Here is a 13,564-nt window from a genome sequence, read left to right as displayed (position 1 = left end):
GGCACTGGCGCCGAAGGGGTGCACGGCGCCGGCCAGCGTGAAGCCTGCGGCTTGTCGCTTGCCGCTTTATTGCGATTTCCTGACCCGCAGGTACCATTCCGACAGCAGACGTACCTGCTTGTCGGTGTAGCCACGCTCCACCATGCGCGTGACGAAGTCGTTGTGTTTCTGTTGATCCTCCTTGCTGGCCTTGGCGTTGAAGCTGATGACGGGCAGCAAGTCTTCGGTGTTGGAGAACATTTTCTTCTCGATCACCACCCGCAGCTTCTCGTAGCTGAGCCAGCTTGGGTTCTTGCCGTTGTTGTTGGCCCGGGCGCGCAGCACGAAGTTGACGATCTCGTTGCGGAAGTCTTTGGGGTTGCTGATACCCGCCGGTTTCTCGATCTTCTCCAGCTCTTCGTTCAGGGCGATGCGGTTGAGAATCTCGCCGGTTTCCGGATCGCGGTACTCCTGATCCTGGATCCAGAAGTCGGCGTACAGCACATAACGGTCGAAGATGTTCTGGCCGTACTCGCTGTAAGACTCCAGATAAGCCGTCTGGATTTCCTTGCCGATGAACTCGATGTACCGGGGGGCCAGGTATTCCTTCAGGTAGCGCAGGTAGCGTTCGCGCACCTCGGCCGGGAATTGTTCCTGTTCGATCTGCTGCTCGAGCACGTACAGCAGGTGCACCGGGTTGGCCGCCACTTCGTGAGGGTCGAAGTTGAACACCTTGGACAGGATCTTGAAGGCAAAGCGGGTCGACAGGCCGTTCATGCCTTCATCGACGCCTGCCGAGTCGCGGTATTCCTGGATGGATTTGGCCTTGGGGTCGGTGTCCTTGAGGTTTTCGCCGTCGTACACCCGCATCTTCGAATAGATGTTGGAGTTGTCAGGCTCCTTGAGGCGCGAGAGGACGGTGAACTGGGCCAGCATTTTCAGCGTGTCCGGGGCGCAGTGGGCCTTGGACAGCGAGCTGTTGATCAGCAGCTTGTCGTAGATGCGGATCTCGTCGCTGACCCGCAGGCAGTAAGGCACCTTCACGATGTAGATACGGTCGATGAAAGCTTCGTTGTTCTTGTTGTTGCGGAAGGTGTGCCATTCGGACTCGTTGGAGTGCGCCAGCAGGATGCCGGAGTAGGGAATAGCGCCCAGGCCTTCGGTGCTGTTGTAGTTGCCTTCCTGGGTTGCCGTCAGCAGCGGGTGAAGCACCTTGATGGGCGCCTTGAACATCTCGACGAATTCCATCAGGCCTTGGTTGGCTCGGCAAAGCGCGCCTGAATAGCTGTAGGCGTCGGCGTCGTTCTGCGGGAATTCTTCAAGCTTGCGGATATCCACCTTGCCCACGAGCGCAGAGATGTCCTGGTTGTTCTCGTCGCCAGGCTCGGTCTTGGCGATGGCAATCTGGTTGAGGATGGAGGGGTAGAGCTTGATCACCTTGAACTTGCTGATATCGCCGCCGAATTCCTGCAAGCGCTTGGTGGCCCACGGCGACATGATGGTGTTCAGGTAGCGCCGCGGGATGCCGTACTCTTCCTCGAGAATGGCCCCGTCTTCGGCGGCGTTGAACAACCCCAGCGGCGACTCGAAGACCGGTGACCCCTTGATGGCGTAGAAGGGCACCCGCTCCATGAGTTGTTTGAGCTTTTCGGCCAGGGAGGATTTACCGCCACCCACCGGGCCAAGCAGGTAAAGAATCTGTTTCTTCTCTTCCAGGCCTTGGGCGGCATGGCGGAAGTACGACACGATCTGGTCGATGCACTCTTCCATGCCATGGAAGTCGGCAAAGGCCGGATAGCGCCGGATCACCTTGTTGGAAAAGATGCGCGACAGCCTGGAGTTGGTGGAGGTGTCGATCAGCTCTGGCTCACCGATGGCCAGTAACAGGCGCTCGGATGCCGATGCGTAGGCGCTACGATCCTCCTTGCACAGTTCCAGGTACTCCTGCAGCGAGAGTTCTTCCTGGCGCGTGGACTCGAAGCGTTGTTGGAAGTGGCTAAAAATACTCATGACGTCACCTCGCTCGATACGTTGAGACGACGCCGGATCAGTCAGCTGATGCTGGTATGCAAGCGGCATTGCCGGTTGCCATATACCCCCCAAACACCCTATAGCGCTACCGATGACCCGCACGCCGGTGTACCGGCTCTCCCCTTTTTCCGGATGGCCTGCGCTTAAGGATAGTTGGTAATCGGCAAGGTCAAGGGCACGGGTGACGGAAGTTGCTAGCGACCGTTCGTCAGAACGGACTCAAGCCCGCGCATGGCGCGGGCTGCAGTGACGATGAAAAATTTATTCTTCAATGCCTTGGGCGGTTTCGGCAGGGTAGGTCGAGCGCCATAGCTCGAAGCCACCATCGACGCTGTACACGTCGGAAAAGCCTTGCCCTACCAGGTAGGCAGCTGCGCTTTGGCTCGAATTGCCGTGGTAGCAGACGACCAGCGTCGGTGCGTCCAGGTCGGCATTGCGAATGAAGTCGGCGACCGAGTGGTTGTCCAGGTGGCGGGCACCAGTGATGTGACCTGCTGCGTAGGCCTGCGGGTCGCGAATGTCGACCACGACGGCACCTTGCGCACGCAGGGCCAGGGCCTGTTCGGGAGGGATGCGCTTGAATTCGCTCATGGAGTTGGCTCTGTTCCGGGTTGATCGTTGAAGGTTGGAGTAGTTGGCGCCGCAGGGCGCAGGGTGCCGTCATCGGCACAATCGCAATGGTGGTACTGGCCGTCATCGACGTTGTACAGGGTCATGGACCCACCCCATACGCAGCCTGTGTCCAGCGCAATGACTCCGGGTTCCTCGACCTGGCCCTGCAAGGCGGCCCAGTGCCCGAAGATGATCTTCACGTGACGCGAACGCCGACCTTTGTGGGCGAACCAGGGCTTGTACCCTTTGGGGGCGCTGTCCAGCCCTTCCTTGCTCTTGAATTCGAGTTTGCCTTCTGCGGTGCAGAAGCGCATGCGCGTCAGGTAATTGGTAATGACCCTGAGGCGTTCGACACCCGCCAGACGCTTGCTCCACTTGGCGGGCTCGTTGCCGTACATACCGTCCAGATACAGCGGCAGACGGCTGTCATCGCGCAGTACTTCTTCGACTTCGGCAGCCAGCTCCAGGGCTTTGCCCAGTGTCCATTGCGGTGGAATGCCCGCGTGCACCAAGGCGATGCCACGCGGTTCATCGTAATGCAGCAGCTTTTGCTGGCGCAGCCAGTCGAGCAGTTGGTCGGCGTCAGGGGCCTCGATGATTTCGCGCAACGTGTCGCTCTTCTTGAGGCGTTCGACGTTGCGCCAGGCCGCAAGCAGGTGCAGGTCATGGTTGCCCAGCACGCAGGTGAGCGACTGGCGAATCGAATACAGATAGCGCAGCGTCTCGAGCGACTCGGGGCCACGGTTCACCAGGTCGCCGACCAGCCACAATTTGTCCACCGCCGGGTCGAAGCGCACACGTTCAAGCAGGCATTTGAGCGGCTGCAGGCATCCTTGCAAGTCACCGACGGCGTACGTGGCCATCAGTGCAGCGCCCCAGGTACTGCCAGGCGGAACGGCGCGATCTGTGCGTCGAAGCGCTTGCCGTCCTCGGCAAACATTTCGTAGCTGCCCTGCATGGTCCCCACGCGGGTAGTGATAACAGCGCCACTGCTGTAGGTATGGCTCTGGCCCGGCTCGATCGTAGGTTGTTGACCGACCACGCCAGAGCCTTGCACCTCTTCGACCTCGCCATCACCGTTGGTGATCAGCCAGTGCCGGGACAGCAGCCTGGCCTTGAGCGAGCCATTGTTATGGATCGTGATGGTGTAGGCGAAAGCGAAACGGCTGCTTTCAGGGTCGGATTGCTCTTTGAGGTAACGGGTCACGACGCTGACGTCGATCTGATAGCGAGGGTCGGTCATGCAAGGGCCTTGGGGAACTGACGCAATGATGCAGTCTAGGCCATAGGGAGGGGAGAGGGCCAGCGGCGCGATGGCAGGCTGGCCCGGCAAGCAAGCCCCAAGCATCGGGGCGGCGATCAGCTTGCAGGTGCTGACTGCGGTCAGCGGGGCAGGGGGCCGGTCAGGCCGGTTGATCAGCCAACTGGTCGGCCAGGCGCACGAAAGCCGCCAGATCCAGCTGCTCGGGGCGCAGGCTGCCATCCACGCCAGCGGCCTCGATGGCGGCGCTGTCGAGCAAGCCTTTGAGGGTATTACGCAACGTCTTGCGACGCTGGTTGAACGCATCGCGAACCACCCGCTCAAGCAACTGCGGGTCCTTGGCCGGGTGAGGCAGCACGTCGTGCGGTACCAGCCGGACGATGGCTGAGTCCACTTTCGGCGGCGGGTTGAAGGCGCCGGGGCCTACGTTGAACAAGTGTTCGACGCGGCAGTGATACTGGACCATGATCGACAGCCGACCCCAATCACCGCCCCCAGGCCCTGCGGCCATACGCTCGACCACTTCCTTCTGCAGCATGAAGTGCATGTCCCGGATGAGGCCGGCGTGGCTGAGCAGGTGGAAGATCAAAGGTGTAGAGATGTTGTAGGGCAGGTTGCCCACCACCTTGAGGCTACGTGCCGGTACGCCGAGCTGGTTGAAGTCGAACTTCAGGGCGTCACCTTGGTGCAGGCGAAAATTGCCATTGCCTGCAAACTTGTGTTGCAGGATCGGCACCAGGTCCTTGTCCAGCTCCACCACATCCAGTTGCGCGCCGCTGCCCAGCAGGCCTTCGGTCAATGCGCCCTGGCCCGGGCCGATTTCAAGCAGGTGTTCGCCTGGCTTGGCATTGATGGCGCGCAGGATGCGGTCGATGATGCCTGCATCGTGCAGGAAGTTCTGCCCGAAACGCTTGCGCGCCCGGTGTTGGTATTGCTCGTTCATGGTCGGTTCTCGGCCATCTGGTAGGCGGTGTCCAAGGCAACGCGCAGGCTGCCGGTATCGACTTTGCCGGTGCCGGCCAGGTCCAAGGCCGTGCCATGATCAACCGAGGTACGGATGATCGGCAGGCCCAGCGTGACATTGACCGCAGCGCCGAAGCCCTTGTACTTGAGTACGGGAAGCCCTTGGTCGTGGTACATCGCCAGCACCGCGTCGCAGTGCTCCAGATATTTGGGGGTAAACAGGGTATCGGCCGGCAGTGGCCCGCGCAGGTCCATGCCTTCGGCACGCAGGCGGGCCAGGGTAGGCTCGATGATGTCGATTTCCTCGCGGCCCAGGTGGCCACCTTCTCCCGCATGGGGGTTCAGACCGCATACCAGGATGCGAGGGTTGGCGATGCCGAATTTGTCGCGCATGTCGGCATGCAGAATGCGTGTCACGCGCTCGATGCGCTCGGCAGTAATGGCCTCGGCGATGTCACGCAGGGGCAGGTGGGTGGTGACCAGGGCGACGCGCAGGCCATCGGTGGCCAGCATCATCACCACTTGGGTGGTATGGGTCAGCTCAGCGAGAAACTCGGTATGCCCCGAAAAAGAAATACCGCTTTCGTTGATAACGCCCTTGTGCACGGGCGCTGTGATCATGCCGTCGAAATCGCCGTCCAGGCAGCCTTGTCCGGCACGGGTCAAGGTCTGCAGCACGAATGGCGCATTGGCCTTGTCCAGCTGACCGGCGACCACTGGGGCAGACAGCGGCGTGTCCCACACATACAGGCTGCCAGCGGGTGCCGGTTGACTCGGCCATTGACCTGGCATGACAGGCAGCAAGGTGATGTCCAGCCCCAGCTGGGTGGCCCGCTCGGCGAGCAGGTCACGGCTGGAGATGGCAATCAGGGGGTGGGGCTGGGCGTCGGCAGCGAGCAGCAGGCATAGGTCAGGACCTATCCCCGCTGGCTCGCCGGGTGTGACGGCGAAGCGCAGGGGCTTCACTGAACGGCCTGGTCAGCGCCAGGCAGCTTGATTTCAACGTAGGCTTCGTCGCGAATCTGGCGCAGCCAGGTTTGCAGCTCTTCGTCGTACTTGCGGTTGCGCAACACGCTCAGGGCTTGCTGTTCACGGGCCTGTTCGGTGCTGTCAGTGGCGCGGCGGCCCAGCACTTCCATCACATGCCAGCCATATTGGGTCTTGAACGGCTTGGTCACCACGCCTTGCTGTGCGTTGGCCATCTGCTCGCGGAACTCCGGCACCAGGGTGTTCGGGTCTACCCAGTTGAGGTCGCCGCCGTTGAGCGCCGAGCCCGGATCTTCCGAGAAGCTCTTGGCCAGGGTGGCAAAGTCTTCACCATTTTCGATGCGCTCGTAGATCTTTTCAGCCAGTTGCTGGGTGGCGGCTTCGCTGCGCACTTCACTTGGCTTGATCAGGATGTGGCGTACGTGCACCTCGTCGCGCAGCACGTTCTCGCTGCCACCACGCTTCTCCTCGAGTTTGAGGATGATGAAGCCGTTGGGGATGCGAATGGGCTGGGTGATCTCACCCACCGGCATGCTGCTCAGCATCTTGGCAAAGTCTGGGGGCAGTTGACCGGCTTTGCGCCAGCCCATCTCGCCGCCCTCGAGCGCGTTCTCGCTGGCCGAGTTGGCGATTGCCATCTGACCGAAGTCCGCACCTTGCTTGAGCTGCTGGTAGACATCGCCAACTTTGCGCGCAGCCTTCTGGATGTCGCTGGAGTTGGCCGCTTCCGGCGTTGGGATCAGGATGTTGGCCAGACGGTATTCTTCGGACATCTGCATCTTGCCCATGTCCGAATTCAGGAAGTTCTTCACTTCCTGCTCTGACACCTGGATGCGCTCTGCCACCCGGCGTTGGCGCACGCGGCTGATGATCATCTCGCGCTTGACCTGCTCGCGAGCATCGTCGAACGACAGGCCGTCATGGGCCAGGGCCGCGCGGAACTGGTCGATGGACATGCCGTTGCGCTGGGCAATGGTGCCGATCGCCTGGTTCAGCTCCTCATCGGTAATGCGGATGCCCGAGCGCTCGCCGATCTGCAGCTGCAGGTTTTCGACGATCAGGCGTTCCAGCACCTGCTGCTGCAGGGCGCCGCTTGGCGGCACGCTGCCGCCGCGCTTGGCGATGGTCTGCTGAACTTCACGCACGCGCTGGTCCAATTGGCTTTGCATGACCACGTCGTTGTCGACGATGGCCACCACCCGATCAAGCGGTTGCACCGCGGCATGCACCGCGCCACTCAGCAAAGCGACGCCCAGCAGCACTGGGCGCAGTCGATCAATAAGCTTGTTCTTCACGTTCACGGTAACCTTGAATGCCTTGGCCGAGGAAGGATTCGACCTTGTTGCCAACGACGCCGCCGAGGCCCTTGAGAACGACCTGCAGGAATACGCCATGGTCGCCTTTTTCGTTCTGCGGCAGTGCCTGGCTGTAGTCGTCGAAGTCGAGCCAGTAACGGTTGATCAAGCGCAGCTTCCAGCAGCAGTTGTCGTACTCGAAACCGCCCATGGCTTCCAGGGTGCGGTTGCGGTTGTAGTCATGCTGCCAGCGAGCGATGACGCTCCACTGCGGGACGATCGGCCAGATGACCGAGAAGTCGTGCTGCTGGATCTTGTAGTAGTCCTTGATGTAGTTCGGGCTACCTGGGGTGCCGTAGTCGCCACCACCCACTTTCCACGTACCGGTGGCCGAGTCGTAGGCAATGGTGTCGTTACGGTAGCGATAACCGAGGTTGACGATCTTGTTCGGGTTGTCTTCAGGCTGGTAGTGGAACATCGCACTGCCCGAGCGGGTGCTGTGGCTGTCCGGGTCCCAGTTGAAGTCCGAGTTGAAGCGCCAGTCGCGGTTGAAGTAGTAGTTGTACACCAGCGCATACGGCGACACGTCCGACTGGGAGTCCTGGCGGTCACGGTAGTCGAGGCCCGGCAACTGCACCTTGCGGTCCTTGAAGTAGTAGGCCTGGCCGATGCTGAAGTTCTGGCGCTCGAAGCCGTTGTCTTCGATCCAGCGGGTGGTCACGCCCAGCGAGAGCTTGTTCTCGTCGCCAATGCGGTCGCTACCGCTGAAGCGGTTGTCACGGAACAGCGAGTCATAGCTGAACAACGTCTCGCCTGTGTCGAACAGCGGGATGTCCTTCTGGTCCTTGTAGGGAACGTTCAGGTAGTACAGGCGCGGCTCGAGGGTCTGTTTGTAGTTGGTGCCGAACAGCGAGGTATTGCGGTCGAAGTACAGGCCGCTGTCCACGCTGAAGATCGGGACGCTGCGGTTGACCGAGCTGCTGTAGCTGCCATAGGCGCCAGGCTTGGCGTTGGCAAGGCGAACAGCGTCAGCCTTGCCTTGGCTGTCGAGGTCGAGATCGTACTGGGTGTAGGCATACTTCAGCTTCGGCGTCAGGTAGCCATAGCTGGCCTGCATCGGGTAGCTGATCGAGGGGGCCACGTTAAGGCGCGTGCCGTTGGCCCGTTCGATACCCTGAATGTTCTGGTCCAGACGACGTCCGTCAGTGCCGGCGGTAAGATCCAGATTACCGTCCTTGTCGAACACCGGGCCGTTCCTCAGGTCACGATCGAAGCGCGCCGCTTCGGTTTCGTACGCCATGGTCAAGCCGCCCGGCTGATACGGCAGCACACCGTTGAGGGTGATCTGCGGCAGGCGGTCGTAAGGCGTGATCTGCGAGATGGTCGCCGCCTCGTAGGCATGCACGTTCAACCGCGCGGTGTAGCTGTCGCCGCGGTAGGTCAGGGCACCCTGCTGGTCGAGGAAGTCCTTGTTCTCGACGCCGATCTGGTCCGACTCCAGGTCCTGGAAATAGAACGGGTCGCTGATGTCGGTGTAGTTCACCTCGGTCATCAGGCGCTCGTTCAGGCCACCCTTGTGCTGCCAGTTGACCATGTAGCGCTGGTCTTTGTAGTCGGTCTGGTCCTTGCGCTCGTCGCTCTTGTCGTTGAGGTAGGCGCCGCCGAACTGGCCTTCGCTCGAAGGCGTCAGGTAGCGGAACTCGCCTTCCATCAACAGGCCACGCTTGGTCATGTAGCGCGGGTACAAGGTGGCGTCGTAGTTGGGCGCCAGGTTGAAGTAGTACGGGGTCACCAGCATGAAACCGGTGTCGCTGCTGGTGCTGAACGACGGCGGCAGGAAGCCGGACTGGCGGCGGTCGTCGATCGGGAAGTAGATGTACGGTGTGTAGAACACCGGGAAATCCTTGACCCGCAGCGTGACGTTTGTGGCGGTGCCGAACCCGGTGGCCGGGTTGAGGGTGATGTTGTTGCCCTTGAGCTGCCAGGCGTTGCTGCCCGGTTCGCAGGTGGTGTACGTACCGTCCTTGAGGCGGATGATGGCGTTCTCACCGCGCTTGGCGTACAGGGCACTGCCGCGAATGTGCGACTTGTGCATCACGTATTCGGCGTTGTCGACCTGGGCTTCGCCAGTGTCGAGCTGGATCTGCGCCTGGTCACCGACGACCAGCGAGCCGTTGTCGCGGATCTTGACGTTGCCCTTGAGCTCGCCACGGTTCTCGGCCTGGTACAGGTTGGCCTCGTCGGCCTGGGCCTGCATGCTGCCCTGGCGCATGACCACGTCACCGGCCAGGGTCGCAATCTGCTGCTCCTGCTGGTACTTGGATACCTTGGCATTGATGTAGGTCGGCGACTCGTCCTTGGGCGTGGTGTCAGCCATGCCGGGGCGTAGCGGCTCGACATAGGCACCGCCGCAGTACGGGCCGGTTTCAGCCAGTTGCGCGGCGGTCAGCTTGTCACGCGGGACCCAGTCCAGGTGGCTGTAGTCCTCGCTGCGCGACTTCAGCCCACGGCCCTTGGCCTCGGTGACCAGCACCGGCCGGTCGGCCTCGGCTTCGCCGGCCGCTTCGGTGCCGGTACCGCCAGCAGCGGCGGCACCCTCGTGCACCGGGCGCGGTGGCAGGTTGGTGACGGCGGTTTTGGGCTTGCAGTCCCAACCACCGGAGGCGGACACTTGGCAGTCGAATTGTTCGGCTGCCATGACGTGCGACATGGCCAGAGGTTGCAGGGCCAGCAGACTGCCGGTGACGAGCAACGGAAACTTTCTACGAAACGCGGGGGATTTCAATGCCATCTTATTAGTCCGGGCTTCCTGCGTGCCATCTGCCCGCGTGTGGGGCCGCACGCCTCTCGATGGTCTGAAAAAGATGCTGGATAATAAAGCATGACCCGCTTGACGGCTAGGGCCGTCGGAGACCCTTGTAATGCCTGAACACGATGTACGCCTGCAGCAACTGTCCGCGTGGCTCGACCAGCAACTCCAAGACCTTTTCCTGCGCCAGGCCTGGGGCCCGGTGCCGGCCGGCAGCCTGACGCCTGCCAGCAGCGATGCGAGCTTTCGCCGCTATTTTCGCTGGGAGGGCGCAGGGCACAGTTTCGTGATCATGGATGCACCGCCGCCGAAGGAAGATTGCCGACCGTTCGTCGCCATCGATCACCTGCTGGCCAGAGGCGGTGTGCATGTGCCCGTGATTCATGCCCAGGACCTAGAGCGCGGTTTCCTGTTACTGGGCGATCTGGGCCGCCAGACCTACCTGGACGTCATCGACGCCGACAATGCCGATGCCCTGTTCGCCGATGCCATCGATGCCTTGCTGGCCTTGCAGGCGCTGCCCATGGACGCACCGTTGCCCCGCTATGACGAGGCACTGCTGCGCCGGGAAGTGGAACTGTTCCCCCAGTGGTACGTGAAGCATGCGCTTGGCCTGGCGTTCAACGAGGCCCAGGCGGCAGCGTGGCAGCGGTCCAGCCAGTTGCTGATCGACAGCGCCCTGGACCAGCCGCAGGTGCTGGTACACCGCGATTACATGCCGCGCAACCTGATGCAGAGCGCCCCTAACCCCGGCGTGCTGGATTTCCAGGATGCCGTTTACGGCCCGGTCACCTACGACATCACCTGTCTGTTCAAGGATGCGTTCCTCAGTTGGCCGCAAGTGAGGGTCGAAGGTTGGCTGCGCGATTATTGGCACAAGGCCAAGGCCGCAGGCGTACCGGTGCAGGGCACGTTCGAAGCCTTCCAGCGTGCCAGCGACCTGATGGGCGTACAGCGCCATCTCAAGGTGATCGGCATCTTTGCCCGCATCTGCCACCGTGACGGCAAGCCCCGTTATCTGGCCGACGTACCGCGCTTCTTCGCCTATATAGAAGAAGTGATCGGCCGGCGGCCGGAGCTTGCCGAGCTGGGCAAGCTGATTGCTGGCCTGCAAGCGGGAGCGCGTGCATGAAGGCGATGATTCTGGCAGCAGGCAAAGGCGAGCGTATGCGCCCGCTGACCCTGCACACGCCCAAGCCGTTGATACCACTGGCGGGGCGCCCGCTCATCGAATACCACCTGATGGCCCTTGCCGCAGCAGGGATCACCGACGTCGTGATCAACCACGCCTGGCTGGGTCAGCAGATCGAGGACCACTTGGGCGATGGCAGCCGTTACGGCTTGCGTATTGCCTATTCCCCGGAAGGCGAACCGCTGGAGACCGGAGGCGGTATCTTCAAGGCCTTGCCTTTGCTGGGAGATGCGCCGTTCCTGTTGATCAACGGTGACGTCTGGACCGATTACGATTTCTCGCGTTTGCAGGCGCCGCTGCAAGGGCAGGCCCACCTGGTGCTGGTGGACAACCCCGGGCATCACGGCCAAGGCGACTTTCGCCTGGCCGGTACCCAAGTGGTCGATGGGGACGGTGCAGCCGGTACGTTGACCTTCAGCGGTATTTCGGTGCTGCGTCCGGCGTTGTTCGAAGGCTGCAAACCCGGCGCCTTCAAGCTGGCGCCCTTGCTGCGCCAGGCCATGGCCAGCGGCCAGGTGAGCGGTGAGCATTTTGCCGGGCACTGGGTCGACGTTGGCACCGTCGAGCGCCTGGCCGAGGCCGAGCGTCTGCTGGGCGAGCACCGCTGAGATGTGGTGGCCAGGCACGTTGATCGGGGCTGGGGCAGGGTTTGCCATCGCCAGCATTCCTGGTGCCCTGCTCGGTGCGCTGGCGGGGCAGATGATGGACCGTCACCTGCGCCTGCAAGGCTGGGACGATGTGCGCGAGCGTTTGGGCGGGCGTCCGGCGCCAAGGGACGAAGAGTTGCTGTTCGTGCTGCTGGGGCGCCTGGCCAAGAGCGATGGGCGTGTGGTCGAGCAGCATATCCAGCAGGCTCGGCAGGAAATGGCCCGGCTGAATCTGGATGAAGCAGCCAGGTTGCGGGCGATCGATGCCTTTAATCGGGGCAAGGGTGGCAAGGAGCGGTTGGGCAGCTATCTGCGCCGGATCCGCCAGCAGCCCCATGGGGCGGAAGGCACCTTGCGCGCCAGCTGGCGCATGGTCTGGGCCGACGGCAAGATGGGCAACAAGGAGCGTGAGCTGCTGCTGGACTGGGGGCACAAACTGGGCATGAGCCGGCGCCAGGTGCAGGCCATGTCCCAGGAGTACGAACCTCGTCGAACGGCTGGCATGGCAGGGGTCGGCATGACCTATGCGGCCGCGATGCGCCTGCTTGGCGTGGACACCGACACCGAGGGCGCGCTTGTCAAACAGGCTTATCGGCGACTGGTCAGTCGTCACCACCCGGACAAGCTGGCCGGCACCGGCGCCAGCGAGGCGCAGCTACGCGAAGCCACCGAGCGAACCCGCGAACTGCACCAGGCTTACGCGCTGATCCGTAAGCGCCGCGATTTCTAGCCGGGACCGAGCGCCGGCAGAGATCCTGCCCTGCCCGCCCAATCAGGGCTGCATCCAGCCCCGCACGCGACGAAACAACTGTTCCTGGTCGGCGGCCTGATTGCCCGGCATGGCGATCAGGGACAACTGGCGGTATTGACTGTCTTTCTGCCGCTTGCTGGCCTGCAGGCGCTGCATGGCAGCGTTGCGATCAGCGCTGCGGGTCACGTAGTAGATGTCGGCCGTGGGCACTTTCAGGGTGGGCGTCAGGCTCTCCAGGTCATGCTCGACACGCGCCGGTGTCTGGGCGGCAACCATGACCAGCTTCTGCACCTCTGGCGGCTGCTTTTCGCTCAGGTAACGGGCTGCCCAGTAGGCGCCACTGCCATGGCCGATCAGCACGATGCTGCGGGCATTGTGTTGCTGGGCGAACGCGACGGCGGCGTCCAGGCGGGCGAAAATGCGCTCGGCATCGGCGGGGTCGGCCTGCTGGCTGGCAGCTTCGGCATCGGTCCCTTGTGCCGCTTCGGGCTCGGCAGCGGTGGCTTGCGCCACGTTGGCGTTGGCGTCGGCAGGTTCGTCCTTGGCAGGCGCCGTTTGCCCATCGGCCTGAACAGGCGCCGTGGCAGGCTTGGCCTGCACACGCGCCAATGGGCTGTCGAGCAGCAGGTCAGGCAGGCTTACGCTCAGGCTGTGCCAGCCCACATCCGGGAATTTCTGGCGCAGGGGCCCCACGGCGTTGGGCCAGTCGGCCGTTTCGCCGGCCCCTGGCACGATGATCACCGCGCCCTGCGGGTCGCTGTCGTTGGCGGGTTTCCACAACGCCAGGAAGCTGTCGGCACCGGCTTGCAGGGTCTGCTGTTCGGCCTTGGGCACGCGGCGTTCGAGTGCCTGGGCGTCCTCCTGGCTGCGCTCGATCAGGGGCGGGCGCGAGGGCGTAGCTTCTGCTGCAGGCGGTGTCTCGGGCGGGGTAGCCGATGCGTCGTCAGCCAGCGCCGCCACAGGAAGGAGCGAGACCAGGCAGCACATTGCCAGCGTCGTGCGATAGAGTGTGAACATGTCTCAACCCAAAGCCAGAA

12 protein-coding genes are annotated in these 13,564 nt (G+C 62.5%); 3 read left to right on the top strand and 9 right to left on the bottom strand.

Annotation, left to right across the window (positions count from 1 at the left end):
• Positions 1–66: 66 nt before the first annotated feature.
• The 8 genes from CWR53_RS20450 to CWR53_RS20415 form a co-directional block, all read right to left on the bottom strand.
• Entirely contained in the window at positions 67–1,989 is a 1,923-nt protein-coding gene (locus CWR53_RS20450; RefSeq protein ID WP_100852690.1) for a PrkA family serine protein kinase, read from the bottom strand.
• A gap of 282 nt (positions 1,990–2,271) precedes the next feature.
• A complete protein-coding gene (gene glpE, locus CWR53_RS20445; protein WP_058603036.1) occupies positions 2,272–2,601 on the bottom strand; it encodes a thiosulfate sulfurtransferase GlpE in 330 nt (109 codons plus the stop codon).
• Positions 2,598–3,485, bottom strand: a complete 888-nt coding sequence (locus tag CWR53_RS20440; RefSeq protein WP_100852358.1) for a symmetrical bis(5'-nucleosyl)-tetraphosphatase — start codon at positions 3,483–3,485, stop codon at positions 2,598–2,600. The genes glpE and CWR53_RS20440 overlap by 4 nt, the downstream gene beginning before the upstream one ends.
• On the bottom strand, positions 3,485–3,865 hold the full coding sequence (apaG, locus tag CWR53_RS20435) for a Co2+/Mg2+ efflux protein ApaG (protein WP_058603038.1): 381 nt from the start codon (positions 3,863–3,865) through the stop codon (positions 3,485–3,487). The genes CWR53_RS20440 and apaG overlap by 1 nt, the downstream gene beginning before the upstream one ends.
• Positions 3,866–4,025: 160 nt before the next feature.
• Entirely contained in the window at positions 4,026–4,826 is an 801-nt protein-coding gene (rsmA, locus tag CWR53_RS20430) for a 16S rRNA (adenine(1518)-N(6)/adenine(1519)-N(6))-dimethyltransferase RsmA (protein ID WP_058603039.1), read from the bottom strand.
• Positions 4,823–5,812, bottom strand: a complete 990-nt coding sequence (pdxA, locus tag CWR53_RS20425; RefSeq protein WP_100852357.1) for a 4-hydroxythreonine-4-phosphate dehydrogenase PdxA — start codon at positions 5,810–5,812, stop codon at positions 4,823–4,825. The genes rsmA and pdxA overlap by 4 nt, the downstream gene beginning before the upstream one ends.
• Positions 5,809–7,134, bottom strand: coding sequence for a peptidylprolyl isomerase SurA (gene surA / locus CWR53_RS20420; RefSeq protein ID WP_138031837.1), 1,326 nt, complete (start codon positions 7,132–7,134; stop codon positions 5,809–5,811). The genes pdxA and surA overlap by 4 nt, the downstream gene beginning before the upstream one ends.
• Entirely contained in the window at positions 7,109–9,919 is a 2,811-nt protein-coding gene (locus tag CWR53_RS20415; RefSeq protein ID WP_058603041.1) for an LPS-assembly protein LptD, read from the bottom strand. The genes surA and CWR53_RS20415 overlap by 26 nt, the downstream gene beginning before the upstream one ends.
• A 130-nt stretch (positions 9,920–10,049) precedes the next feature.
• Between CWR53_RS20415 and CWR53_RS20410 the strand changes: the two genes are divergently transcribed.
• From CWR53_RS20410 to CWR53_RS20400, 3 genes are read left to right on the top strand one after another with little or no spacing between them, the layout of a single operon-like run.
• Complete coding sequence (locus CWR53_RS20410; protein WP_100852355.1) at positions 10,050–11,069, top strand: aminoglycoside phosphotransferase family protein; 1,020 nt, start codon at positions 10,050–10,052, stop codon at positions 11,067–11,069.
• Positions 11,066–11,737: an N-acetylmuramate alpha-1-phosphate uridylyltransferase MurU gene (gene murU / locus CWR53_RS20405; RefSeq protein ID WP_100852354.1), complete on the top strand. Its 672-nt coding sequence runs from the start codon at positions 11,066–11,068 to the stop codon at positions 11,735–11,737. Before CWR53_RS20410 ends, murU begins: the two co-directional genes overlap by 4 nt.
• A gap of 1 nt (position 11,738) precedes the next feature.
• Complete coding sequence (locus CWR53_RS20400) at positions 11,739–12,506, top strand: TerB family tellurite resistance protein (protein WP_078479213.1); 768 nt, start codon at positions 11,739–11,741, stop codon at positions 12,504–12,506.
• 42 nt (positions 12,507–12,548) lie between these two features.
• Here CWR53_RS20400 and CWR53_RS20395 read toward each other — a convergent pair whose 3' ends face one another.
• A complete protein-coding gene (locus CWR53_RS20395) occupies positions 12,549–13,544 on the bottom strand; it encodes an alpha/beta hydrolase family protein (RefSeq protein WP_100852353.1) in 996 nt (331 codons plus the stop codon).
• Positions 13,545–13,564 lie beyond the last annotated feature (20 nt).

Origin of the sequence: Pseudomonas sp. SGAir0191, assembly GCF_002812565.2 — a bacterium.
GTDB lineage: Bacteria > Pseudomonadota > Gammaproteobacteria > Pseudomonadales > Pseudomonadaceae > Aquipseudomonas > Aquipseudomonas parafulva_B.
The sequence above is the reverse complement of the archived record's forward strand: the minus strand, read 5'-3'. Positions and strand labels throughout refer to the sequence as shown.